The following is a 23,494-nucleotide window of genomic DNA, read 5'->3' on the forward strand; positions in this document are numbered from 1 at the left end:
GAGGACCCGCTCGTCAGGACATCAGGACCAGCGGGCCCAGACGGTGGTGTCGGTCGGGACGAGACCGTCCGCGAGCGGCCCGGAGGCCACGATGACCTCGGCGCCCTCGGGCAGCGCGACGGCGTCGGCGTCGAGGTTCGCGACGACGACGACCCGGTCACGCCGGGACGAGCCGTTGGTCAGCGCGACGACGTCGCCGGCATACCCCTCGACCCACGTGAGCGAGCCGGTCCCGAGGGACAGCTCGCGACGCGCGGCGAGGAGCGAGCGGTAGAGCTCGAGGGTCGAGCCCGCCACGCCCTCCTGACGGTCGACGGCGTAGTCGGCGTAGACGTCGGGCTGCGGCAGCCACGTGCTGGCGCTCGGGCCGAAGCCGAGCGACGGGCCCGTCGACGTCCACGGGATCGGGACGCGGCAGCCGTCGCGGCCGGTCTCGGCGCCGTGGGTGCGCGCGAAGGTCGGGTCCTGGCGGAACTCGGCCGGCATGTCGGTCGAGTCGGGCAGGCCGAGCTCCTCGCCCTGGTAGATGTACGCGCCGCCGGGCAGCGCGAGCATCAGCGCGGTCGCGGCCCGTGCCCGACGCAGACCGAGTGCGCGGTCGGGCTGCGGGTCGGTCGCCGAGATGCCGTTCATCCGCGGCGTGCCGGGCGAGAAGCCGAGGCGCGACGCGTGGCGCACGACGTCGTGGTTGGACAGCACCCACGTGGACGGCGCGCCCACCGAGTCGGCGGCGTGCAGCGACGAGGTGATGACGGTGCGCAGGTCCTCGGCCGTCCACGACGCCGTGAGGAAGTCGAAGTTGAACGCCTGGTGCATCTCGTCCGGGCGAACGTAGGCGACGGCGCGCTCCTGCGGCTCGACCCACGCCTCGGCGCAGAGGATGCGGTCGGGGGCGCCGTAGGACTCGAGGATCTGGCGCCAGGCGCGGTAGATCTCGTGGACGCCGTCCTGGTCCCACATCGGGCTGCGCTTCGTGTGGTCGATCCGCGGCGCCTCCTCGACGAGCGGGTGCTCGTGCAGGCCCTCGGGGCCGTGCTCGTGCTCGGAGTGCCCGAGCATCGTCGTGCGCTCCTCCTCGGTGTCGGGCAGGCCCTGCTCCTTGATGAGTCCGTGGGCGACGTCGACGCGGAAGCCGTCGACGCCACGGTCGAGCCAGAAGCGCAGGATCGACTCGAACTCGGCGCGCACCTCGGGGTGCTCCCAGTTGAAGTCGGGCTGCTTCGTGTCGAAGATGTGGAGATACCACTGGCCGGGCTTGCCGTCGGCCTCGGTGACCCGCGTCCACGCGGCTCCGCCGAAGACGGACTCCCAGTTGTTCGGGGGCAGCTCGCCGTGCTCGCCGCGGCCCTCGCGGAACATGTAGCGCTCGCGCTCGGCCGAGCCGGGACCGGCGGCGAGGGCGGCCTGGAACCACTCGTGCTCGTCGGACGAGTGGTTCGGCACCATGTCGACGATGACCTTGAGGTCGAGCTCGTGGGCGCGCGCGATCATCGCGTCGGCGTCGCGGAGCGAACCGAAGATGGGGTCGATGTCGCGGTAGTCGGCGACGTCGTAGCCCGCGTCGGCCTGCGGCGAGGTGTAGAAGGGTGAGAGCCAGATGGCGTCGACGCCGAGCGCGCGCAGGTGGGGCAGCCGCGACGTGATGCCGGGGAGGTCACCGATGCCGTCGCCGTCGCTGTCGGCCCACGAGCGCGGGTAGATCTGGTAGATCACCGCTTGGCGCCACCAGGCGCTGTCCGGGCGGTCCGCGGCATGCACCGGGGTCGGGTCCTCGCGGACCTCCGTGAGGTGCCCGGGGTGGTTCAGGGTCTGGGTTGCTGATCGCGTCACGGGCCACCATCGTTCCGCATCAGGCCGAAAACTCAAAGAAAGTTCTGCAACTTCTTGCAACGCGTCGCCAGCGCCTGGCCTGTCACGGCCCCTGTCACCGCCCCTTGGTAGGAACGGAGCATGAAGAGCGGCTTCGTCGTCCCGTACGCCACCGAGCGCGAGTTCGCCGCTCTGGCCCGCCTCGGCGAGGATCGCGGGTGGGACGCCGTGCTCGGCTGGGAGGCGCTCTACGGCGTCGACGCGTGGGTGCAGCTGGGCGCGGCAGCTATGGTCACCGAGCGCATCCGGCTCGGCACGCTGCTCACCCCCGCGTCACGCCACCGACCGTGGGACCTCGCCTCCCGCGTCGGGTCCGTCGACCGGATCAGCGGCGGCCGGGCGTTCCTGTCGGTGGGCCTCGGCGCCCTCCACCCCGGGTGGACGGCCTTCGAGGCCGACGAGGGCCGTGCCGTGCGTGCCCGCAAGCTCGACGAGAGCCTGGCGATCTTCGCCGGTCTGCTCGGCGACGCCGCGACCTTCACGTATGCCGGCGAGCACTACAGCGCCGGCCCCAACGACTTCATGCTCCCGCCGCCCACGCCGCAGCGCCCCCACCCCCCGGTCTGGGTCGTCGGCGCGCCGACTCCGGGTGGTGGACGCCAGCGCTCCCTCGAGCGGGCGGCCCGCTGGCAGGGCCTCATCCCCGCGATCCACCCACCCGACGGGCGGCCGAAGACCGTCGAGGCCTTCGCCGCCGTCGTCGAGCCGGTGCGCCGGCTCCGTGAGGAGGCGGGCTTGCCGTGGGAGGGCTACGACGTCGTCATCGAGGCCGACTCGTGGGGCTCGTTCACTGCGCTCGAGCCCGCCGAACCGGCGGCGTGGGAGCAGGCAGGGGCCACATGGTGGGTCGAGAGCTGGTGGGACCTCGAGCCGGGAGCCGATGGTCTGGCGGAGGTCCGTCGGCGCGTCGAGGCGGGCCCGCCCACGACCCGCTGAACCGCGTGGGGGTCCGGCGCCCGCCGGGTGGCGTATGCCGTGTGCCCGGCCACGGGGTCAGCGCTGGCTGGGTGCTCGCTGCGAGAGCAACGCGCGGTGCTCGTCGGTCAGCTCGGTGATCCGGCGCAGGTAGTCGGTCATGAACCGGAGCTGCTCGGTGCTCAGCTCGTCGAGCATCGGCTGCCCGGCACGGACGAGCGGACCGTAGGCCTCCCACGTCTGGGCCTGGCCGAGCTCGGTCATCTCTACGAGGACCGTGCGTCGGTCGGTCTCCGAGCGCGTCCTGCGCACGAGCCCGCGCTTGGCGAGGCGGTCGATGAGGGCCGTCGTCGCCGCCGGTCGCAGTCCGGTGGCGGTGCTGAGCTGGCCGGCCGACTTCGGCCCGTCGACGAGCCAGTCGAGGCAGCGCAGGTCGGCGGGCCCGAGCCCGAGCCGGCGTCCGACGGTGTCGTCGAAGGCCTGGACGGAGCGCTGGTACTGCTGCATCGCGTCGCCGAGCGCGTGGACCAGCGGCTCCCGGTCGGCGCGCCGGGAGGGTTGACGGGAGGCCGACATGAGGCTTACCTTTCGAATCTCGAAACATTCGAATCTCGTAAGGAAGGCTACCAAGATGAAGGCTCTCGTCGTGGGAGGCGGCGTCGCCGGTCCGGCCACAGCCCTCGCCCTGCACCAGGTGGGCATCGAGGCGACGGTCCTGGAGGCATGGCCGCGCTCGGACGGGGAGGCCGGCTCGTGGTTCACGCTCGCCCCCAACGGACTGCACGCGCTGGACCTGCTCGGGGCCCGACACCTCGCGGCCGGGATCGGCTTCCCGAGCGAGCGCAACGTCATGGCCGGTGCCACCGGTCGCGTCCTCGGCTCGATGAGCCTCGGTGTCCCGCTCGAGGACGGCACCGTCGCCGTGACCATGAAGCGCTCCCGCCTCGCGGCAGCCCTGCTGGGCGAGGCCGAACGGCGTGGGATCGAGGTGTGTCACGCGAGTCGCGTCACGGAGGTGGCCAGCAGCTCCGACGGGGTCACCGTGAACCTCGAGGACGGCTCGACGGTCGCGGGCGACCTGCTCGTCGGCGCAGACGGCGTCCGTTCGATGGTTCGGCAGGCCATCGACCCACACGCGGCTCCGGCCCGCTACGTCGGGCTGACGAACTTCGGCGGCATCACCGAGCGCACCCCGCTCGCCGCGACACTCCCCGCCCGCCAGTGGCACTTCGTCTTCGGGTCGCGCGCCTTCTTCGGGGCCCACCCGACCCCCGACGGCGACGTCGTGTGGTTCGTCAACGTGCCCGGGCCCGCGATCACCCGGGCCGAACGTGCGGCCCGAACCCCCGAGCAGTGGCAGGACCGGCTCGTCGAGCTGCTCGCCGACGACGCGGGACCGGCCGCCGACCTCGTGCGCACCGGGCGACTCGAGCTCTGGGCCGACAACACCCACGACCTGCCCCGGGTCGCGCGCTGGCACCGCGACCGCATGGTCATCGTCGGTGACGCGGCGCACGCGCCGTCGCCGAGCTCCGGGCAGGGGGCGTCCCTCGCCCTCGAGGACGCCGTGGTCCTGGCCACATGCCTGCGCGACGGGGGCACGGTCGAGGAGGCCCTGACGGCATACGACACCGCTCGGCGCGACCGTGTCGAGCGCATCGTCGCGGCGGGAGCACGGAGCAGCAGCTCGAAGATCCCGGGTCGCACCGGTCGCGCCGTCCGCGACGCGATGATGCGACTCGTCTTCCGCTTCGTCGTCACCGAGCGTTCGAGCGCATGGATCACCGGGCACCGGGTCCGCTGGGACCCGGAGGCGGCGCCGGCACTACCGTCGGGGTCATGACGACCTTTGTCACCGCAGCGTTCTGCCTCGTCCGGGACCGGCAGCTGCTGACCGTCCGCAAGGCCGGCTCGACCCGGTTCATGCTGCCGGGCGGGAAGATCGACCCGGGGGAGTCCGCTCGCGAGGCGGCCGTCCGAGAGGTCATGGAGGAGGTCGGCCTCGACGTCACCGGCGTCGGGGAGCCGCTGGGCCGGTTCCACGACGTGGCGGCCAACGAGCCGGACTCGTGGGTCGACGCGACGGTCTACGTCACGCACCTGCGTCCCGAGGACGCTCCGGCTCCGCTCGCCGAGATCGCCGAGCAGCGGTGGCTCGGTCTCGACGGGGATCTGCCCGCGGACCTCGCGCCCCTGCTGCGCAACCACGTCGTGCCCTCGCTGCGGGCCCACCTCGCCACAGCCTGAGGGGCGCCACCCGGGATCCGGGTGACGCCCCTCGACGCGGGAGCCGATCGTGTCGTCAGTGCGGCCCGCCGGGTCCGCCGTCCATGTCGATGACGCCGGCCTGGGCCGCCTTCTTGACCGCGTCGGCCTCGGCCTGCGTCAGCGTGCCGTCCTTGACGGCCTGGGCGAGGCGGTCGTCGAACGCCTTCTGCTCGTCGGCCTCGTGCGCAGCACGCAGGTCGGCGAAGGCCGCCTTGACCTTGGCCGCGTCGATGCCCAGCTCGCTCGCGAGCTTGGTCGCCAGCTCGTCCTGCATCGTCGCGGGGTCGGGCTTCGTCGCCGTGCCCTGGCCGCGAGCGGGGCTGGACTTGAGGTCCTGACGCACGGCCTTGAGTGCGTCCTCGAGCTTGGCCTGGCTGACGCCGAGCTTCGTCGCGAGCGCCGCGAGGTCCACGCCCTTGCCCATGCCGGGCCCCATGCCGCCGTGGCGGCCACCAGGGCCCCAGCCGCGGCCCGTGCCGGGCGCGGAGTCGGTCGTGCCCTTGTTGGGGTCGCCCTGGGTCGAGGTCGCCGTCGGGGTGGGAGTGGTCGTCGAGGTCGTGTCGTCGGCCCGAGCCACCTGCGTGACGCCGAGGCCGATCACGGCCACGGCCGCGCCCACCGCTGCGATGCTCGCCTTCTTGTTGATCGACACCATGCCGCATCCTCCGTCGTGTCGTCGGGCGCGCGCGTCCGACCGTGGAACCGCCTGCCTCCAGAGAACACCAGGCGCGAGGCCGCCGACCCGTGAATGCGCTGTGAGTTGCTGTGAGTCGTGGAGTCGGCGGGGCTGAGGTCAGAAGGTGCCGTCCGGCCCCGGCGCGTTGACGAGGGAGTATGCCGCCCGCGTGAGGTAGTCGCGCAGCCGGTCGTCGTTCTCGGGGGAGAGCTCGAGCGTGTCGACGGCGTTCATCATGTGCAGCAGCCAGCGGTCGCGCATGTCGGGCGTCACGGCATACGGCATGTGCCGCATCCGCAGCCGCGGGTGGCCGCGCTGCTCGGAGTAGGTCGTCGGCCCGCCCCAGTACTGCTCGAAGAACATCCGCAGGCGTTCCTGCGCCGGTCCGAGGTCCTCCTCGGGGTAGAGGGCGCGCAGCGGCTCGTCCTCGGCGACGCCGCGGTAGAACTCGCGCACGAGCTTGGCGAAGGTCTCGTGGCCGCCGAAGTCGTCGTAGTACGTCACGTGGGCCAGTCTCCCAGAGCGGTGGCCGTGGTCGCGGCCGGGCTCCGGCGGCGGTTGGTCACTGCGGGGCGGCCCCGCCGTAGGGCGGCATGACGGGCATGGGGCTGCGCACGCCGGCGCGGTCGAAGGCCGTCTTGACCCGCTCGCGCATCTCGCGCTGCACGCCGAACTGCTCGTTGGCGATCGTCTTGGCGATGATGCGGATCGTGATGACGCCCCCCGCGATCGACTCGACCCCGACGACGTTGGGCTCCTCCAGGAGGATGTCCTTGAAGTCGTCGTCGTCGTCCATGGTGCCGACGACGTCGCGGATCACCGTGATCGCCTTCTCGACGTCCTGGTCGTAGGCGATCGGGACGTCGACGATCGCCGTCGACCACCCCTGGGTCTTGTTGCCGATGCGCACGATCTCGCCGTTGCGGACGTACCACGTCATGCCACCCGCGTCGCGCAGCTGAGTGACGCGCAGCGACACGTTCTCGACCGTGCCGACGACCTCACCGGTGTCGATGACGTCACCCACGCCGTACTGGTCCTCGACGATCATGAAGACGCCCGACAGGAAGTCCTTGACGAGACTCTGGGCACCGAACGCCAGGGCCACGCCGCCGACGCTGGCCGAGGCGAGCATCGGCCCGAGCGGGATGCCGACGAGCGACATCACCGTGAGCGCGGTGATCCCGTAGACGATGAACGTCGTGATGCTCTTGAGCAGGGCTCCGACGGTCTCGGTGCGCTGCACGTGGCGGGCGTTGGCGACGCCCACCGCCTGCAGCGCCCGCCCGGCGCCGGGGATCCTCGCGAGGTGCTCTGCGCGCCGGGACGTCGCCGTCGCGACGACCCGGTCGATGAGCCGGTGCAGCACCCAGCGCGCGACGAGACCGAGGACGACGGTCGTCAGGATCAGCAACGGTGCACCGGCGAGCCAGTCGCCGACCCCGGCCCACGTCAGGGTCGACAGGTCGGGCATGGAAAGCGTCATGGCTGGGTCCTGGGCGGGTGGCGGGCTGGGTGTCGGGCTGGGTGTCGGGGTGGAGCTGAACGGGGTCAGGTTCGTGAAGGCGTCGATCACAGGAGTCTCAGTCAGGGGTCTCGGTCAGGGGGGCTCGGTCAGGTGTCGGTCAGGTCGGTCAGGCGGGTTCTCGGAGTCGGGCTCGGCGGAGCCCGGGTGCGGGGCGGCCCGTCCGGGCGGCCCCGCACCACGGGCTCAGCCGCGTCGGTCGCGCTCCTGCGCCACGAGGGCGCGCGCGATGGTGTCGCGGTTCTCGGCCACGGTGCGCACCAGACCCGGCGCTGCGTCGGGGTTGGCGGCGAGCCACGCGTCCGAGGCGTCCTTGAGCTGCTGGCTCGCGACCGAGAACGGGTAGAAGCCACCGACGACGCGCTCGCCGATGGCGACGCTCCGCTCGGCCCACGCGTCGACGAGCATCGCGTGGTACTTCTCGACGTACGGCTCGAGCAGCGACATGTCGCTGCTGCGGCGGAAGCCGGCACTGACCGCCTCGACCATCTGGTTGGACAGGTCGTTGCGCTCGACGGCCTTGGCCCAGGCGTCGGCCTTGGCCTCGGCGGTCGGGCGCGCGGCGAGGGCCTCGGCGGCCCGCTCCTTGCCCGTGGCGGTCGGGTCGCGGTCGAGCTCGGTCTCGATCTCGATCTCGTCGGCCGCGCCCAGTGCTGCGAGGGCCTTGAGGAAGGTCCACCGCAGCTCGGTGTCCGTCGTGAGACCCGGCAGCGACTCGGCACCCGTCAGCAGGGCGCGCAGCCTCACCTCGTCGGCCGGGTCGGACGTCGAGCCCGCCCACGCCTCGACGAGCTGGAACTGGGCGTCGCTGCCGGCCTCGGCGGTCTCGGCGAGCGAGCGCAGGGACGACGACAGGAGGGCCGACACCTCGGAGCGGTGCTCCGGAGCGGTGTAGAGACGGGCCGCCGTCGACATCTGGCCGAGCAGGACACGCAGCAGCGTCGAGTCCGTCTCGCCCGGCATCGACTCGAGGACGAAGCGCACGAAGTCACGCGCCGGCATCTCGCCGTCGCGCGTCATGTCCCACGTGGCGCCGAGCACGAGCGAGCGCGGCAGCGAGTCGGTGAAGCCCCGGGGGAGGGACAGGGCCGTCGCGAGCGAGCGCTCGTCGAGGCGGATCTTGCCGTAGGCGAGGTCGTCGTCGTTGAGCAGCAGCAGGTCGGGCTGCTCCTGGCCGACGAGCTCGGCCAGGTCGGTGCGCTCGCCGGTGATGTCGACCTCGTCGTAGCCGATGCGCTCGAGCACGTCGCCGTCGACGCCCGGCCGGACGGCATACCGCCCCACGCCGATGCGGTGCGGGCGGAGCGTCGGGTACTCCTCGGTCGCCGTCTGCGTGATCGCGAACGAGCTGTAGCGACCATCGGCGTCGACCTCGAAGACGGGGCGCAGCGTGTTGACGCCTGCCGTCTCGAGCCAGAGCTTGCTCCACTCGCTCAGCTCGCGGCCGGACGCCTTCTCGAGCTCGCCGAGCAGGTCGGCCAGGGTCGTGTTGCCCCAGGCGTGCTTGCGGAAGTACTCGCGCAGCGCGGCGACGAACGGCTCACGACCGACGTACGCGACGAGTTGCTTGAGCACCGACGCGCCCTTGGCGTACGTGATGCCGTCGAAGTTGACCTCGACGTCTTCGAGGTGGCGCATGTCGGCGGCGATCGGGTGCGTCGAGGAGAGCTGGTCCTGGGTGTAGGCCCAGGCCTTCTCCGACGTGCCGAAGGTCGTCCAGGCGCTCGTCCACTCGGTGGCCTCGGCCTGGCACGTCGTCGACGCCCACTCGGCGAACGACTCGTTGAGCCAGAGGTCGTCCCACCACTTCATCGTCACGAGGTTGCCGAACCACATGTGGGCCAGCTCGTGCAGGATCGTCAGGGCCCGGCGCTCGATCTTCGCCTCGGACACCTTGGACCGGAAGATGTAGACCTCGACGAAGGTCACCGCGCCGGCGTTCTCCATCGCGCCCATGTTGTACTCGGGCGTGAAGATCTGGTCGTACTTCTCGAACGGGTAGGCCTGGTCGAACTCCTCCTCGAAGAACGCAAAGCCCTTCTTGGTGCAGTCGAAGATGTTGTCGGCGTCGAGGTACTGCGTCAGCGACTTGCGGCAGAAGACACCGAGCGGCACGACACCCTTGCGGGTCTGCACCTCGTCACGGACCTCGTCGTAGGGGCCGGCGATGAGCGCCGTGATGTACGACGAGATGCGCTGCGTCGGCTCGAACGACCACGTCGCGCGCTCGACTCCGTCGGCCACGCCGGCGGCCTGAGGGGCGGGCGTCGGGGAGTTGCTGATGACCTTCCAGTGTGCGGGCGCCGTCACCGTGAAGCGGAAGGCCGCCTTGAGGTCGGGCTGCTCGAACACGGCATACATGCGCCGGGAGTCCGGGACCTCGAACTGCGTGTAGAGGTAGACCTCGTTGTCGACCGGGTCGACGAAGCGGTGCAGGCCTTCGCCGGTGTTGGTGTAGCGGCCGGTGGCGTCGACGGTCAGCTCGTTCTCGGCGGCCAGGCCCTCCAGCGCGATGCGCGAGTCCGCGAAGACCTCGGCGGGGTCGAGGTCGACGCCGTTGAGGGTGACCGTCTCGACCGAGTCGGCGATGAGGTCGATGAACGAGTCGGCGCCGGGCTCGGAGCAGGCGAACCTGACCGTGGTGACGGTGTGGAAGTTCTCCGGACCCGTCGTCAGGTCGAGACGGACGTCGTAGGAGTCGACGCGCAGGATGCTGGCGCGGCTCGCCGCCTCGTCGCGGGTCAGGTTCTTGCCGGGCACGGAGGGACCTCCTGGGAAGGGTGCTGGGGCACGACGCAGCGTCGGTCGGACGGCGTCGTCGCGGGCCATCCTCGCACGGAACCCGGGGCCGTCCACCACCGCAATCGGCGTGCAGGTGGCAGTGCCATGATGGGCCGCATGGCCGATGCGAAGGACAGCCCGAAGACGAGCCGTGACGCCGTCGAGATGTGGTTCGACCCGATCTGCCCGTGGGCGTGGATGACGTCGCGCTGGCTCATGGAGGTCGAGACGCTGCGGGACATCGAGGTGACCTGGTCGGTCATGAGCCTCGCCGTCCTCAACGAGCACCGGCACGACCTCGACGCCGCCTACCGGGCGCGCATGGACGAGGCGTGGGCCCCGGTGCGGGTCATCATCGCTGCCGCCGAGGCGCACGGCGACTCCGTCATCAAGCCGCTCTACGACGCCATGGGCACCCGCATCCACCTGCGGAAGATGAACGACTTCGACCAGGTGATCGGCGAGTCGCTCGAGGAGGTCGGCCTGCCCGCGGACCTCGCCAAGGAGGCGCACCACAAGAAGTACGACGCCGCCCTGCACCGCAGCCACAAGCGCGGCATCAGCCTCGTCGGCACCGACGTCGGCACGCCGATCATCGCCGTCGACGGCGTCGCCTTCTTCGGTCCCGTCGTGACGCCCGCCCCCAAGGGCGAGGACGCCGCCCGGCTCTGGGACGGTTGCGTGCTCGTGGCGAGCACGCCCGGGTTCTTCGAGCTCAAGCGCACCCGCACGCTCGGCCCCATCTTCAGCTGACACCCACCACCCCTGCGACGCACCCAAGGACGGACATGCGCATCCACATCGGCGGCGACCACGCGGCATACGAGCTCCACCAGTCCCTGATCACGCACCTGCGCGACGGCGGCCACGAGGTCGTCGACCACGGCCCCTTCGGCTACGACGCCCAGGACGACTACCCCGTCTTCGTGCTGCGAGCCGCCGAGGCCGTCGCGGCCGACCCGGGCTCGCTCGGTGTCGTGCTCGGCGGGTCGGGCAACGGGGAGCAGATCGCAGCCAACAAGGTCACCGGCATCCGGGCCGCGCTCGCGTACAACGTCGAGCTGGCGAGCCTCGCCCGCGAGCACAACAACGCGCAGGTCGTCTCCATCGGCGCCCGGTTCACGCCCGACGACGTCGCCAAGGAGATCGTCGACACCTTCGTGGCGACGAACTTCACCGATGAGGCGCGCCACAGCCGCCGTCTGGGTATGGTTTCCGCGTACGAGGACACGGGGGACTTGCCGGCTTTGCCGGACTCGGACGCGCGCTGACGTCGCGACGTCCGCCGTCCCCCTTCATCGCCGCAAGGGAGGCACGTGGCCCACAACGAGAGCTCGGTCTCTCGACGCCCGCGCTACGCTGCCGGACCGATTCGACGACTCCGACTCCTGGGCCCTTGGCTCAGCCGCGCGCCCTGGGCGGTCGTCACGGGCTTCCTCGCGCTCGGCATCCTCGCCTCGGCCGCGGTCTTCGTGTGGCCGACCGTGGTCCCGTGGGGCGTCTACGGCCTCATCGTCGTCGCTGCGGGACTGTTCCTCGAGCCGCGCTACCTCCTCGTCGTCTACATGGGGCTCATCCTCGCCATGGCGATCCTCGGGGCCTATCTCGGCCCCATCAAGTCGACGACGACGGGCGCGCAGATCGTCACCGTCGTCACGATGCTCCTCATGATCTGGCTCTCCCACGCGCGCGCCCAGGTCGGCGTCGTCGGCGTGAGTGGCGAGTCGATGCTCGTCGACATGCGCGACCGGCTCCGGGCCCAGGGCGAGCTGCCGCCCCTGCCGCCGCAGTGGGGAGCCGAGGTCGCCCTCGAGTCGGCCTACGGCGACAGCTTCGCCGGCGACTTCGTCGTCGCCAGCCGCTCCACCGACGGCCGCACTCTCGAGATCGCGCTCGTCGACGTCTCAGGAAAGGGCCGCGAAGCGGGCGCCAGGTCACTGCTGCTCTCCGGCGCCCTCGGTGGGCTGCTCGGCGAGATGAGCGAGGGCGGGTTCCTCGCCTCCGCCAACAACCACCTGCTGCGGCTGCGGTGGGCCGAGGGCTTCGCGACCGCCGTGCACGTGGCCGTCGACCTCGAGAGCGGCAACTTCACCATCGGGTACGCCGGTCACCCCGCCGCTGCGCAGTTCGCGGCCGGGTCAGGCCGGTGGCGGATGCTCGCCGGTGGCCGCGGGCCGCTGCTCGGCGTCATCGACCACGCCGAGTACCCCCGTGAGAACGGCACCCTCCGGCGCGGAGACGCGCTCGTGCTCTACAGCGACGGCGTCATCGAGGCACGCGACAAGGCCCTCGTCGACGGCATCGACCGCATGCTCGGGCGCGCCGAGTCGTTCATCCGCACCGGCTTCGAGGGTCTGGCCCAGCGGCTCTGCGACCAGGCCGCGGCCGGCCTCGGCGACGACCGTGCCGTCGTCACGATCTGGCGCACCTGACCCGACCGGGCACAGGTGACGGAACTCGGGTGCCCGCCGCCCTCACTACGATGCCTGCGTGAGCGAGCACCCCACCGAAGCGACCATGCCCGAGGCCGGCCCCGACCGGCGCAAGGAGCACGTCGTGCCCGACCTGCCACCGGGCGTCACCCCCGCCCGGGTGCGCACGTTCGTGCGCCGGGGGCGGCTGTCGTCCCTGACGAAGGAACGTGTCGAGCGCCTCGCGCCCGCCCGCTCCGTGCCCGACGGCCCCTTCGACGCCGCTGCAGCCTTCGGGCGCACGGCCCCCGTCGTCCTCGAGATCGGCTGCGGCCACGGCCACGCCGCCATCGCGTATGCCGCCGCGTTCCCCGAGTGCGACATCCTCGCCATGGACGTCCACACCCCCGGGCTCGCCCGGATGCTCGCCGACGCCGACGAGGCCGGCGTGCCGAACCTGCGCGTCGAGATCGGCGACGCCGTGCTCTTCCTCGAGGAGCGGGTCGCCGACGCCACGTTCGACGCCGTCCACCTCTTCTTCCCCGACCCGTGGCGCAAGCAGAAGCACACGAAGCGGCGCTTCGTCAGCCCGGCCAACCTCGACCTGCTCGCCCGCGTCCTCAAGCCCGGCGGCCACGTCCTCATCGCCACCGACCAGGACTTCTACGCCGAGCACGCCCTCGCCGAGGTCGCGGCGCACCCGGGGTTCGAGGCGCACCGCGTCGACCGGCCGCAGTGGCGTCCACGAAACGGCTTCGAGGCCAAGGGAATTGCGGCTGGGCGCACGATCAACGAGCTCCGGCTGGACCTGCTGCCCTAGCAGCACGCCGGGAGCGGCGGAGGCTGTGGAGTCTTCTCGGCACCTGGTGCCGGGTGATCTCCACGACATTCGGACCGCAGTGCATTCCTGCCCTCGGGTGACAGGACGCCGCCGTCGCGTCTCGCCGCTCGTCCCTCACGTCGATGCGCTCCGGCTCCCGGCATCCTGTCTCCCCGACGTAGCGAAACGGGACGTGGACTGCGACTTCGTCGCGTCCACGTCCCGTTTCGTGCAGTCGGGGTGACAGGATTTGAACCTGCGGCCCTTGCGTCCCAAACGCAATGCGCTACCAAGCTGCGCCACACCCCGTGGCGTCGGAATCGTAGCCGACAAGTGGCCGGCGAACCGACCGGTTCCCACGCCGCGCGGGCGGGTCGATTTCAGCGGACCGGGCGGGAACCAGTAGGCTGACGCCTCGGATCGCCGGCACGACCGGCGCCCCTGCGGGCGTAGCTCAATGGTAGAGCCTCAGTCTTCCAAACTGATCACGCGAGTTCGATTCTCGTCGCCCGCTCCAAAACCGCTTGGCGTCACGACGCCGCACTTCCTAGCGTGGGTCGCATGTTCCGCCCCGACCTGCAGGACGCCCTGCGTGACCGCGACGCCGTCCTCCGCTCGTTCCTCGCGCCCGACGGCACGCTGACGAGCATCCCGACCAAGATCCGCAAACGCCTCGTCGTGCTCGACCTGCTCTCGCAGGAGTTCGAGCCGGGGGAGCGCTACGACGAGACCGAGGTCAACAACCGGCTCCGCGCCTTCCACCCCGACGTCGCGGCCCTGCGCCGCTACCTCGTCGAGGAGGGCTTCCTCGACCGGGCCGACGGGCTCTACTGGCGCAGCGGCGGCACCGTCGGCTGACGACACCCGCCACGGGACGACACGATCGTCGCCCGTCGGGCCCACACGGCATACGCCGTCGGTGGTGCTCAGCGGAAGCCGAGCGCCTCGCTCAGCCAGCTCTCGGCGCCGTCGGCCTCCAGGCCCTCCTCGACGGCGGCGGCCGTGCGTGCCGACGGCCAGCCGTGGACCCAAAAGAGCGCGAGCCCGCCCGGGAGCGCGATGAGCAGCGTCAGCCAGGTGTGGGGCGTGAAGACGAAGGAGCAGGCGAACGCCACGAGCACCGGCGCCTCGGCCAGCGCGGTCCGCAGGGTCGTCGTCGACGTGAAGTAGCGCAGGCTCGTGGTCTCGGCGTTCTCCCGCGGCAGGCCGTGCGGGAGGGCGGGGACGGCATATCCGACGTAGCGGATGAGCGTGGCCGAGCCGACGAGCGTGGCGAGGACGATGCCAACGGCCCAGGCCGACGGGAGTGGCGCGGAGGGGTCCACGAGGATCCGCACGGCGCTCAGCATGAGGGCTCCCATGCCGACCGCGACCGACACCATCTGGATCGGGCGCAGGGCCGCGTTCTCTGGGGACGCGAACGGGCCGGGAGGGGTGCTCATGGCCCCCGAGCATAGGCGTGCGGCGCCCGCGGACGATCCGCGCATTTAGCCATCGGGCGCGTGCCCTATAGCATGGTGCGCTGGCCCGTCCGTTCACCGTCGACGACCACGTCGGCACCACCCCAATGGAGTACCCCGCAGTGAAGAGTGCGCTCGAGACCCTCAGCCCGACCCGGGTCAAGATGACCGTCGAGGTCCCGTTCGAGGAGCTCAAGCCGAGCCTCGACGCGGCCATCAAGCACATCGGTGAGCACATCCAGGTGCCCGGCTTCCGCAAGGGCAAGGTGCCGGCCCGCATCATCGAGCAGCGCGTCGGCCGCGCGGCCGTCCTCGAGGAGGCCGTCAACAACGCCCTCCCGACGTTCTACGGCCAGGCCCTCGAGGAGAACGAGGTCCGCCCGCTCGGCCAGCCCGAGATCACCGACCTCCAGGTCCCCGCGACCGACGGCGAGGACTTCGTCTTCACCGCCGAGGTCGACAAGCGCCCCGAGATCGAGCTGCCCGACTTCAGCGACATCGAGCTGACCGTCGACGAGGCCAAGGTCGAGGACGAGGCCGTCGAACAGCGCCTCACCGACCTCCGCGCCCGCTTCGGCACGCTCAAGGGCGTCGACCGCGCGGTCCAGGACGGCGACTTCGTCTCCATCGACCTGTCCGCCGAGATCGACGGAGACGAGATCGACTCCGTCACCGGCGTGTCCTACGAGGTCGGCAGCAAGAACATGCTCGAGGGCCTCGACGAGGCGCTCGTGGGCATGACGGCCGACGAGACCAAGAACTTCACCGCCCCCCTCGCCGGTGGCGACCAGGAGGGCCGGGACGCCAGCTGCACCGTGACCGTCACCGCGGTCAAGGAGCGCGAGCTGCCCGAGCTCGACGACGAGTTCGCCCAGCTGGCCTCCGAGTTCGACACGCTCGACGAGCTCAAGGCCGACCTCACGGCCAAGGCCGAGATCGACGCCAAGTTCGCCCAGGGTGTCGCCGCCCGCGACCAGCTCCTCGAGGCCATCCTCGACAAGGTCGAGGTGCCGATCCCCGAGAGCATCGTCGATGCCGAGGTGCACAGCCACCTCGAGGGCGAGGGTCGCCTCGAGGACGACGAGCACCGTGCCGAGGTCGGCGAGAGCACCCGCAAGGGCCTCAAGACCCAGCTCGTCCTCGACGCGATCGCCGAGAGGGAAGAGGTCCAGGTCGAGCAGCAGGAGCTCATCGAGTTCCTCGTCATGAGCTCGCAGCAGTACGGCATGGACCCCAACCAGTTCGCGCAGTCGCTCGACCAGGAGGGTCAGATCCCCGCCATGGTCGCCGAGGTCGCCCGGCGCAAGGCGCTCGCCACGGTCCTCGAGAAGGTCTCCGTCAAGGACACCGCCGGCAACGTCATCGACCTCAACGAGGCCGTCCCCGGCACCGAGGGCGACGAGGACGAGGTGGCGTCCGACGCCGACGACGCGCAGGCCGAGAAGGCCGACGCCTGACCGTCCCACACCGCTCGTAGGCCGCTGGGCCGGCTCCCGCACGGGAGCCGGCCCAGCGGCACGTCGGGGAGAGCCCCGGTTCCGGTCCCGGGCCACGGGGTACGACCAGCGGTGACCCACGAAGCGAACCGAGCGGCGAGGAGCCACCATGACCGCGCACGACGAGACGGACCAGAACCCCGAGACCACCGCCGACTCCCTGGCCGGGCAGCCGGGCGGCATGGCCCAGACGCCGTCGGCGATCGGCGGCAGCGACGAGGACGACCGAGCCGGTGGTGACCCTCTGGCCAGCACGACCGGTGACGCCGGGACCGGGCAGCCCGGCACCGACGTCGACGGTGGCGTCGACCAGTCCGACGCCGACCGCGGCAACCTCGACGGCAGCACCGCGGGCGAGGACGTGCGCGAGCGCTCGCTCGACGAGTCCAAGGACTCGAGCAGCTACACCGACTCGGGCGAGGCCGGGGCCGACAACGGCCTCAGCGAGTAGTCCGCGACCAGCCGGGCACCCACCCGCACGCGCACCTGGACCCCGCCGGACGGCTTACGACCGGCGGGGTCCGTGCGTGTGGTTGCGCCGCTCCGGCTCAGGTTTGTGCGCTCACGGCGAACACGACGCGGTTCGGGAAATCTGGCCGAGGGGTCGGGCGTTAGGGTCAGTGACGAGCCAGCCGGCGCCACATCCCGTGGCGAGAGGCTGGACCACTTCGACGATGGAGACACGGTGATTTCGGAGACCTCCGCCAACGGCAACGGCATGCCGGGTGGTCTGGACGACCACATCTACAACCGCCTGCTCAAGGAGCGGATCATCTTCCTCGGGTCCGACGTCCGCGACGACAACGCGAACGCCATCGCCGCGCAGCTGCTGCTGCTCTCGGCCGAGGACCCCGAGAAGGACATCTGGCTCTACATCAACAGCCCCGGCGGCTCGATCTCCGCCGGCATGGCCATCTTCGACACGATGAACTGGATCCCCAACGACGTCGCCACCGTCGCGATGGGCATGGCCGCCTCGATGGGCCAGTTCCTGCTCTCGGCCGGCACGAAGGGCAAGCGCTACGCCACGCCCCACGCCCGCGTCATGATGCACCAGCCCTCGGGCGGCATCGGCGGCACGGCCACCGACATCAAGATCCAGGCCGAGCAGATGCTCTACGTCAAGAAGCAGATGGCGCGGCTCATCGCCGAGCACACCGGCCAGACCATCGACCAGATCGAGAAGGACTCCGACCGCGACCGCTGGTTCAGCGCGGAGGAGGCCAAGGAGTACGGCTTCGTCGACCACGTCTTCAGCCGCTCCGACCAGGCGGTCGAGGGCAAGGGTGTCGGCCAGGCCGACGCCAAGGCCGAGAACTGACCGCGGTCTGACCAGGACTTGGAGACACACATGAACATCGAACCCACCAACCGCCTCGCGGTCGCCCAGCCCTCGAGCCGCTACATCCTGCCGCAGTTCGAGGAGCGCACCTCCTACGGCATGAAGCGGTCCGACCCCTACAACAAGCTCTTCGAGGACCGCATCATCTTCCTCGGCGTGCAGGTCGACGACGCGTCGGCCGACGACATCATCGCCCAGCTGCTCGTGCTGGAGTCGCTCGACCCCGACCGCGACATCCTCATGTACATCAACAGCCCGGGTGGCTCGTTCACGGCCATGACGGCGATCTACGACACGATGCAGTTCGTCCGTCCCGACATCCAGACGTTCGTCATCGGCCAGGCGGCCTCGGCCGCCGCGGTGCTCCTCGGCGCCGGTGCGCCGGGCAAGCGCTTCGCGCTGCCGAACGCCCGCATCCTCATCCACCAGCCGGCGCTCTCGGGCGGCGACTACGGCCAGGCGTCGGACATCGAGATCCAGGCCAACGAGGTGCTGCGCATGCGCACGTGGCTCGAGGACACCCTCGCGCACCACACGGGCCGCACGTCCGAGCAGGTCCGCAGCGACATCGAGCGCGACAAGATCCTGTCGTCCGAGGACGCCAAGACCTACGGTCTCATCGACGAGGTCCTCGCCTCGCGCAAGGCCTCGCTCGAGGACTGACCTCCCGCTCGTCACGAGCACGTATGCCGTGGGGCCGGGTTCCGCTGGGACCCGGCCCTCGGCGTACCTGCTTGGATGTCAGGTGAACCTGGTGTCGAGCATGGAGGTCCGGTCATGGCGAGTGCGGAGTTCGAGCAGGCGGTCGAGGCCGTCAAGGCCCTGACGACCGACCCCGGCAACGAGGTGAAGCTTCGGCTCTACGGGCTGTTCAAGCAGGCGACGGCCGGTGACGCGACCGGCTCGCGTCCGGGCTTCACCAACCCCGTCGGGCGTGCCAAGTACGACGCGTGGGCCAAGCTCTCGGGCACGGCTCCCGAGGCGGCCCAGGAGCAGTACGTCGCGATCGTCCGCGACCTCACCTCCGCCTGACGGCCGGACCACGTGGCGGCCGGCCGTGGGCCGTACGCTGCTGGCATGAGGACGTATGCCGACCTGCCCGGGAGCGCGGCCCCGGACCTCGGTGACGGGATGTCGCTGACGACGATGCTCGTCATCGCCCTCGTCGGGCTGCTCGTCGTCACGTTCGGCGGGCTCGCCCTCGCGGTGGGCCTCGGGTTCCTCACGACCCGCCGACGCGGCGGGGGCGGTGGCCGCGACGGGGGCACTGGGGTCGACGACGGTGACGGCAGCGACGGTGGGACACAGCCCGATTCGGCTGGAACTCCGTTCAAGTGACAGCGTCGTCGTTTGTCCGCCATCAGCGGACAAACGGCGTTGCGCGAGCGAGGGTGGCCCCCTCCGTCGTCTAATAGGAGTCGGCCCCTAGGTTGGGGCCTGCCGGGTGCACCCCAGCGTTCGGCGCCGACGAACCAGGAGCGAATCGGTGGCACGCATCGGAGAAGGCGGAGACCTCCTCAAGTGCTCTTTCTGCGGGAAGAGCCAGAAGCAGGTCAAGAAGCTCATCGCCGGTCCCGGTGTGTACATCTGCGACGAGTGCATCGACCTCTGCAACGAGATCATCGAGGAGGAGCTCGCCGAGAGCAGCGAGCTGGGCCTCGACCACCTGCCGAAGCCGCGCGAGATCTTCGACTTCCTCGAGAACTACGTCATCGGCCAGGACGTCGCCAAGAAGTCGCTCGCCGTCGCCGTCTACAACCACTACAAGCGCATCCAGGCCGGTGAGGGCGTCAAGCGCGACGACGACCACATCGACATCGCGAAGTCCAACATCCTGCTCATCGGCCCCACCGGCTCGGGCAAGACGTACCTCGCGCAGACGCTCGCCAAGATGCTCAACGTCCCCTTCGCCATCGCCGACGCGACGGCCCTGACCGAGGCCGGCTACGTCGGCGAGGACGTCGAGAACATCCTCCTCAAGCTCATCCAGGCCGCCGACTACGACGTCAAGAAGGCCGAGACGGGCATCATCTACATCGACGAGGTCGACAAGATCGCCCGCAAGAGCGAGAACCCGTCGATCACGCGCGACGTGTCCGGCGAGGGCGTGCAGCAGGCGCTGCTCAAGATCCTCGAGGGCACGACGGCATCCGTGCCTCCGCAGGGTGGCCGCAAGCACCCCCACCAGGAGTTCATCCAGATCGACACGACCAACGTGCTCTTCATCGTCGGCGGTGCGTTCGCCGGCCTCGAGAAGATCATCGAGTCGCGCTCGGGTCGCAAGGGCCTCGGCTTCGGCCAGCCGCTGCACAACCCGAAGGACCTCGGCGACAGCTTCCAGGACGTCATGCCCGAGGACCTGCTGAAGTTCGGCCTCATCCCCGAGTTCATCGGCCGCCTGCCCGTCCTGACGACGCTCGCGCCGCTCGACCAGCAGGCGCTCGTCAACATCCTCACGGTGCCGCGCAACGCGCTCGTCAAGCAGTACCAGAAGATGTTCGAGATCGACGGTGTCGACCTCGAGTTCACCGAGGACGCCATCGCCGCTGTCGCCGACCAGGCGCTGCTGCGCGGCACCGGGGCCCGCGGCCTGCGCGCGATCATGGAGGAGGTCCTCCTCCCCGTCATGTTCGACGTGCCGAGCGACGACGAGATCGCCAAGGTCGTCGTGACCCGCGAGGTCGTCCTCGACAACGTCAACCCGACGATCGTGCGCCGTGAGGCCGAGCCGCGGGCCAAGCGTCCCCGCAAGGAATCCGCCTGACCTTCTTGGTCGCCCGCGCGTCGTCCGCGTGAACGGAGGCTGACCCGTGGCCGCTCCCTTCCGGCTCGTGGCCGGTGACCACGCGCCCGTCCAGCAGACCAGCACGACGTGCGGCTCGGCGTCGTTGACCATCGCCCGCATGCTCGCCAACCCCGCCTTCGCGCAGTGGATCCGGGACGGCATACGCAAGGACGCCCGCGACGGGGACGTGCCCGACGCCGGCACCGAGGCGCAGCGCTTCGCCGCCTACGAGCAGGTCGTCGCGTCGCGCACCAACGCGCTCGTCGGCGCGGGCCGGCACCTGCAGCTGCCGTGGCCCCGTGCCCTCGGCACCCCGCCCTGGGGCGCCCTGAACGAGCTCGAGTACGGCGCCACCGACCCCCAGGCCGACTACGACGTCACGTGGTTCCGTCACCGCGGGCGGGTCGGCCTCGAGCACACGTATGCCGCCCTCCGCGCCCGGGTGCGGCCCGGCCGTCCCGCACTGCTCTACGTCGGCAACGCCTGGTCTCCGCGCCACGTCGTGCTCGTCATGCCGCCGACGGGGGAGCAGGAGCTCGACGTCTACGAGCCGTCGGTGGGGCGCGTCGTCGACCTGCCGCAGCACGCGTTCGTCGAGCGACGCCTGGCCGTCGCCGGCTGGGACGTCCCGTGGGCGGCCGTCTGGGCCGACCCCCACCCCTGACACGGCGAGAGGCCACCGTTCATGACGAACGGTGGCCTCTCGAGGTGCGGAGCCGGGGGAGCGCTCAGCCCATGTGCGCCGGGGCAGCGCCGTCGGTCGCGAGCTCCTGGTGGCGCACGTGCAGCGCGACCAGCGTGACGACGCCGGCGACCGCGATCATGATCGCCGCGACGAGGTAGGCCCGGCTCGCGCCATAGGTGAACGCCTCGTCGGCGATCATCTTCTGCGCTGCTGCGACCTGCTCCTGCGTCGGGGCCGGACCGCCCTGCGGCAGCTTCGCCGTCAGCTCGGCGACCTTGTCACCCATGTTGTTGACGAAGATCGTGCTCAGCGTCGCGAGGCCGAGCGTGCCACCGACCTGCTGCATGGTGTTGAGCACGGCCGAGGCGACCGAGGAGTCCTCGTGGGCGACGCCGTGGACGGCCGTGAGCGTGAGCGGGACGAAGATCAGGCCCAGGCCGAAGGCGAGGACGACGATCCACGGCAGCAGGTCCGCGGAGTACGTGCTCTGCGGCGTCAGGTGGGTGAAGCCCCACATGCCGAGCGCCGCGAAGCCAGCGCCGGCGCCGGCGATCCAGCGCGGGTCGACCTTGGCGATGAGGAACGACGCGATCTGGGCGGCGACCACGATGCCGACCGAGAAGGGCAGGAACGCGAGGCCCGTCTTGAGGGGCGAGTAGCCGAGGATCGTCTGGATGTAGATGCCGAGGAAGTAGAACATCGCGAACATGGCGGCGCCGACGATGAGCATCACGAAGTAGGACGTGCCGCGGGTGCGGTCGCCCGGGATGCGCATCGGCAGGAGCGGGTGGGCGACACGCGTCTCGATGACGACGAAGGCCACGAGCAGGACGACGCCGATGGCGAGGTAGGTCACCGTGGTGGCGTCGCTCCAGGAGGTGCTCGCCGCGTGGGTCAGGCCGTAGACGAGCGAGGAGAGGCCGGCGATCGAGGTGATGGCACCGGGGATGTCGAGCGAGCCCCGGCCGTCCTCGGACTCGGTGAGGATGCGCCGGGCGAGGATCGCGACGACGATGCCGATCGGCAGGTTGATGAAGAAGTTCCAGCGCCAGTCGATCTCGGTCAGCGCACCGCCGAGGATGAGGCCGATGGCGGCGCCGGCGCCGGACATGGCGGCGAAGACGCCCATGGCGCGGTTGCGCTCCTTGCCGGCCGGGAAGGTCGTCGTGATGAGCGCGAGCGCGTTGGGGGCGGCGAGAGCGCCACCGAGGCCCTGGACGGCGCGGGCGGCGAGCATCATCGCCTCGTTCTGGGCGATGCCGGCCACGAGCGAGGCGATGGTGAACAGCACGATGCCCCAGAAGAACAGACGGCGCCGGCCGTAGAGGTCGCCGAGGCGACCGCCGAGGAGCAGCACGCCACCGAAGGCGAGCGTGTAGATGGTGATGACCCACTGGAGGTTCGCCTGGCTGAAGCCGAGGTCGGCCTCGATGTGGGGGAGCGCGATGGTCACGATGGTGCCGTCGAGCACGATCATGAGCTGGGCGGCGCAGATGACGAAGAGCGCCAGGCCGAGGCGTTTCGGCGGGGTGTCGTGGGAGGTGAACTCGCCCTGGGGCTCGTCCACCTCCAAGGCCGTGTTCGAAGACATGGGTGTTCCTCTCGAAGACATGCAGGGGTGGTGGTGGGGTCGCCCCGACGCGGCCGGCTCAGCGAGGGCTGGGCGCGGGCGCGAGGGTGGCGGCGCAGGCCGGGAGGACGACGCTGTCCACGAACTCGGCGATGCGGTCCGGCCCGGGTCGACGTCCGGAGAGCAGTGCCTCGTGGATCGACAGGGACGGGAGGATCATCAGCAGGGTGTCGAGGTCGGCGTCGGCGCCGACCTCACCGCGCTCTCTGGCGTGCTCGAAGATGGTGCGGGTGGCCTCGATCTTCGGGGCCAGGAACCGCTCGTGGATGCCGCGGGCCAGCTCCGGCTCGCGGTGGATGACGGGGAGCAGGGCCCCCCACGTGCCGATGACGACCTCGTCGTCGAGGCCCCCGTCGGCGCAGGCCTGGGCGAGCAGGTCCCCGCGCAGGGTCCCGGTGTCGGGATCCTGCTCAGCCGGGCAGTCGATGAAGAGCCCGACGGCGTCGATGACGAGGTCCCGCTTGTGCGGCCAGCGCCGGTAGAGCGTCGCCTTGGACGCTCGCGCGGCCGTGGCGACGGCGTCGAACGTGAGCCGGTCGTAGCCGGACTCGCGCAGGACGTCGATCGCGGCCTCGAGGATCTCGACCTCGCGGTCACCTGCGACGCGCGGACGGCTCGCGTGTGCCGCGTCCGTCGTGCTCGCGCTGGTCGTGCTCATGCTCACCCCGGTCCCACCCCGATGAAACGAAACTGTTTCGTTTCATCAAAGCGTAGGTCGCCCCGACGCGAATCGCAAACGCGGTGTCGACCCTCGACCCCGGCCGGGTCGTCTCGCACATCGCGCCGGACGTCTCACACCCGCTCGGCGGGCGGGCTCGTGCGCACGAGCCA

At 70.8% G+C, this 23,494-nt stretch carries 25 protein-coding genes and 2 tRNA genes; 17 read left to right on the plus strand and 10 right to left on the minus strand.

Going from position 1 to position 23,494, the window contains the following annotated elements; translation table 11 throughout:
- Positions 1 to 21: 21 nt before the first annotated feature.
- Positions 22 to 1,830 (minus strand): glycoside hydrolase family 13 protein, encoded by a 1,809-nt coding sequence (locus ASG96_RS15760; RefSeq protein WP_082591818.1) that lies wholly within the window; start codon positions 1,828 to 1,830, stop codon positions 22 to 24.
- 120 nt (positions 1,831 to 1,950) lie between these two features.
- Here ASG96_RS15760 and ASG96_RS15765 point away from each other — a divergent pair, with 120 nt between their 5' ends.
- A complete protein-coding gene (locus tag ASG96_RS15765; protein ID WP_056759385.1) occupies positions 1,951 to 2,805 on the plus strand; it encodes an LLM class flavin-dependent oxidoreductase in 855 nt (284 codons plus the stop codon).
- A gap of 57 nt (positions 2,806 to 2,862) precedes the next feature.
- On the opposite strand, the gene ASG96_RS15770 is transcribed toward ASG96_RS15765, so the two are convergent.
- Positions 2,863 to 3,360: a MarR family winged helix-turn-helix transcriptional regulator gene (locus ASG96_RS15770; protein ID WP_057588539.1), complete on the minus strand. Its 498-nt coding sequence runs from the start codon at positions 3,358 to 3,360 to the stop codon at positions 2,863 to 2,865.
- 55 nt (positions 3,361 to 3,415) lie between these two features.
- Between ASG96_RS15770 and ASG96_RS15775 the strand changes: the two genes are divergently transcribed.
- Together ASG96_RS15775 and ASG96_RS15780 are read left to right on the plus strand one after the other, a co-directional pair.
- The gene (locus ASG96_RS15775; protein WP_057588540.1) at positions 3,416 to 4,627 is read left to right on the plus strand and encodes an NAD(P)/FAD-dependent oxidoreductase; all 1,212 of its coding nucleotides are present in this window, start codon (positions 3,416 to 3,418) and stop codon (positions 4,625 to 4,627) included.
- Positions 4,624 to 5,031, plus strand: a complete 408-nt coding sequence (locus tag ASG96_RS15780; RefSeq protein WP_056759378.1) for an NUDIX domain-containing protein — start codon at positions 4,624 to 4,626, stop codon at positions 5,029 to 5,031. Before ASG96_RS15775 ends, ASG96_RS15780 begins: the two co-directional genes overlap by 4 nt.
- A gap of 55 nt (positions 5,032 to 5,086) precedes the next feature.
- Here ASG96_RS15780 and ASG96_RS15785 read toward each other — a convergent pair whose 3' ends face one another.
- The 4 genes from ASG96_RS15785 to pepN all read right to left on the minus strand — a co-directional run bounded on the left by ASG96_RS15785 (position 5,087) and on the right by pepN (position 10,013).
- Positions 5,087 to 5,707 carry a hypothetical protein gene (locus ASG96_RS15785; RefSeq protein ID WP_056759376.1) on the minus strand — a complete coding sequence of 207 codons (621 nt, stop codon included), beginning with the start codon at positions 5,705 to 5,707 and terminating at the stop codon, positions 5,087 to 5,089.
- Between the two features lie 138 nt (positions 5,708 to 5,845).
- Entirely contained in the window at positions 5,846 to 6,232 is a 387-nt protein-coding gene (locus ASG96_RS15790; RefSeq protein ID WP_056759374.1) for a globin, read from the minus strand.
- 58 nt (positions 6,233 to 6,290) lie between these two features.
- On the minus strand, positions 6,291 to 7,214 hold the full coding sequence (locus ASG96_RS15795; protein WP_235506744.1) for a mechanosensitive ion channel family protein: 924 nt from the start codon (positions 7,212 to 7,214) through the stop codon (positions 6,291 to 6,293).
- Positions 7,215 to 7,439: 225 nt separating this feature from the next.
- On the minus strand, positions 7,440 to 10,013 hold the full coding sequence (pepN, locus tag ASG96_RS15800; RefSeq protein WP_057588683.1) for an aminopeptidase N: 2,574 nt from the start codon (positions 10,011 to 10,013) through the stop codon (positions 7,440 to 7,442).
- A gap of 138 nt (positions 10,014 to 10,151) precedes the next feature.
- Here pepN and ASG96_RS15805 point away from each other — a divergent pair, with 138 nt between their 5' ends.
- From ASG96_RS15805 to trmB, 4 genes are read left to right on the plus strand one after another with little or no spacing between them, the layout of a single operon-like run.
- On the plus strand, positions 10,152 to 10,787 hold the full coding sequence (locus ASG96_RS15805; RefSeq protein ID WP_056759631.1) for a DsbA family protein: 636 nt from the start codon (positions 10,152 to 10,154) through the stop codon (positions 10,785 to 10,787).
- A gap of 35 nt (positions 10,788 to 10,822) precedes the next feature.
- Positions 10,823 to 11,305 (plus strand): ribose-5-phosphate isomerase, encoded by a 483-nt coding sequence (locus tag ASG96_RS15810; protein ID WP_057588541.1) that lies wholly within the window; start codon positions 10,823 to 10,825, stop codon positions 11,303 to 11,305.
- A 45-nt stretch (positions 11,306 to 11,350) separates the two neighbouring features.
- Entirely contained in the window at positions 11,351 to 12,466 is a 1,116-nt protein-coding gene (locus tag ASG96_RS15815) for a PP2C family protein-serine/threonine phosphatase (protein WP_057588542.1), read from the plus strand.
- A 58-nt stretch (positions 12,467 to 12,524) separates the two neighbouring features.
- Positions 12,525 to 13,265, plus strand: coding sequence for a tRNA (guanosine(46)-N7)-methyltransferase TrmB (gene trmB / locus ASG96_RS15820; RefSeq protein ID WP_082591820.1), 741 nt, complete (start codon positions 12,525 to 12,527; stop codon positions 13,263 to 13,265).
- Positions 13,266 to 13,500: 235 nt separating this feature from the next.
- Here the strand turns inward: trmB and ASG96_RS15825 are convergent.
- Positions 13,501 to 13,574 (minus strand) — tRNA-Pro (locus tag ASG96_RS15825).
- Positions 13,575 to 13,708: 134 nt separating this feature from the next.
- Between ASG96_RS15825 and ASG96_RS15830 the strand changes: the two genes are divergently transcribed.
- Positions 13,709 to 13,782 (plus strand) — tRNA-Gly (locus ASG96_RS15830).
- Positions 13,783 to 13,826: 44 nt separating this feature from the next.
- Positions 13,827 to 14,123 carry a DUF2087 domain-containing protein gene (locus ASG96_RS15835; protein ID WP_056759367.1) on the plus strand — a complete coding sequence of 99 codons (297 nt, stop codon included), beginning with the start codon at positions 13,827 to 13,829 and terminating at the stop codon, positions 14,121 to 14,123.
- A gap of 68 nt (positions 14,124 to 14,191) precedes the next feature.
- Here ASG96_RS15835 and ASG96_RS15840 read toward each other — a convergent pair whose 3' ends face one another.
- Entirely contained in the window at positions 14,192 to 14,707 is a 516-nt protein-coding gene (locus ASG96_RS15840) for a hypothetical protein (protein WP_057588543.1), read from the minus strand.
- Between the two features lie 140 nt (positions 14,708 to 14,847).
- On the opposite strand from ASG96_RS15840, the gene tig reads away from it, so the two are divergent.
- From tig to ASG96_RS15880, 8 genes are all read left to right on the plus strand, one after another.
- A complete protein-coding gene (gene tig / locus ASG96_RS15845; protein WP_057588544.1) occupies positions 14,848 to 16,182 on the plus strand; it encodes a trigger factor in 1,335 nt (444 codons plus the stop codon).
- Positions 16,183 to 16,330: 148 nt separating this feature from the next.
- Positions 16,331 to 16,672 (plus strand): hypothetical protein, encoded by a 342-nt coding sequence (locus tag ASG96_RS15850; protein WP_057588545.1) that lies wholly within the window; start codon positions 16,331 to 16,333, stop codon positions 16,670 to 16,672.
- A gap of 267 nt (positions 16,673 to 16,939) precedes the next feature.
- A complete protein-coding gene (locus ASG96_RS15855; RefSeq protein ID WP_056759627.1) occupies positions 16,940 to 17,542 on the plus strand; it encodes an ATP-dependent Clp protease proteolytic subunit in 603 nt (200 codons plus the stop codon).
- Positions 17,543 to 17,572: 30 nt separating this feature from the next.
- The gene (locus tag ASG96_RS15860) at positions 17,573 to 18,226 is read left to right on the plus strand and encodes an ATP-dependent Clp protease proteolytic subunit (RefSeq protein ID WP_056759361.1); all 654 of its coding nucleotides are present in this window, start codon (positions 17,573 to 17,575) and stop codon (positions 18,224 to 18,226) included.
- 114 nt (positions 18,227 to 18,340) lie between these two features.
- Positions 18,341 to 18,595 (plus strand): acyl-CoA-binding protein, encoded by a 255-nt coding sequence (locus tag ASG96_RS15865; RefSeq protein ID WP_056759357.1) that lies wholly within the window; start codon positions 18,341 to 18,343, stop codon positions 18,593 to 18,595.
- A 45-nt stretch (positions 18,596 to 18,640) separates the two neighbouring features.
- Positions 18,641 to 18,901 carry a hypothetical protein gene (locus tag ASG96_RS15870; RefSeq protein WP_057588546.1) on the plus strand — a complete coding sequence of 87 codons (261 nt, stop codon included), beginning with the start codon at positions 18,641 to 18,643 and terminating at the stop codon, positions 18,899 to 18,901.
- A gap of 148 nt (positions 18,902 to 19,049) precedes the next feature.
- Entirely contained in the window at positions 19,050 to 20,327 is a 1,278-nt protein-coding gene (gene clpX / locus ASG96_RS15875) for an ATP-dependent Clp protease ATP-binding subunit ClpX (protein WP_056759351.1), read from the plus strand.
- Positions 20,328 to 20,373: 46 nt separating this feature from the next.
- A complete protein-coding gene (locus tag ASG96_RS15880) occupies positions 20,374 to 21,012 on the plus strand; it encodes a hypothetical protein (protein ID WP_057588547.1) in 639 nt (212 codons plus the stop codon).
- Positions 21,013 to 21,076: 64 nt separating this feature from the next.
- Here ASG96_RS15880 and ASG96_RS15885 read toward each other — a convergent pair whose 3' ends face one another.
- Both ASG96_RS15885 and ASG96_RS15890 read right to left on the minus strand, forming a co-directional pair.
- Complete coding sequence (locus ASG96_RS15885) at positions 21,077 to 22,624, minus strand: DHA2 family efflux MFS transporter permease subunit (protein WP_057588548.1); 1,548 nt, start codon at positions 22,622 to 22,624, stop codon at positions 21,077 to 21,079.
- Positions 22,625 to 22,682: 58 nt separating this feature from the next.
- Positions 22,683 to 23,321, minus strand: a complete 639-nt coding sequence (locus ASG96_RS15890) for a TetR/AcrR family transcriptional regulator (RefSeq protein ID WP_235506740.1) — start codon at positions 23,319 to 23,321, stop codon at positions 22,683 to 22,685.
- Between the last annotated feature and the right edge of the window lie 173 nt (positions 23,322 to 23,494).

It is taken from the genome of Terrabacter sp. Soil810, from assembly GCF_001429645.1.
Taxonomy (GTDB): domain Bacteria; phylum Actinomycetota; class Actinomycetes; order Actinomycetales; family Dermatophilaceae; genus Terrabacter.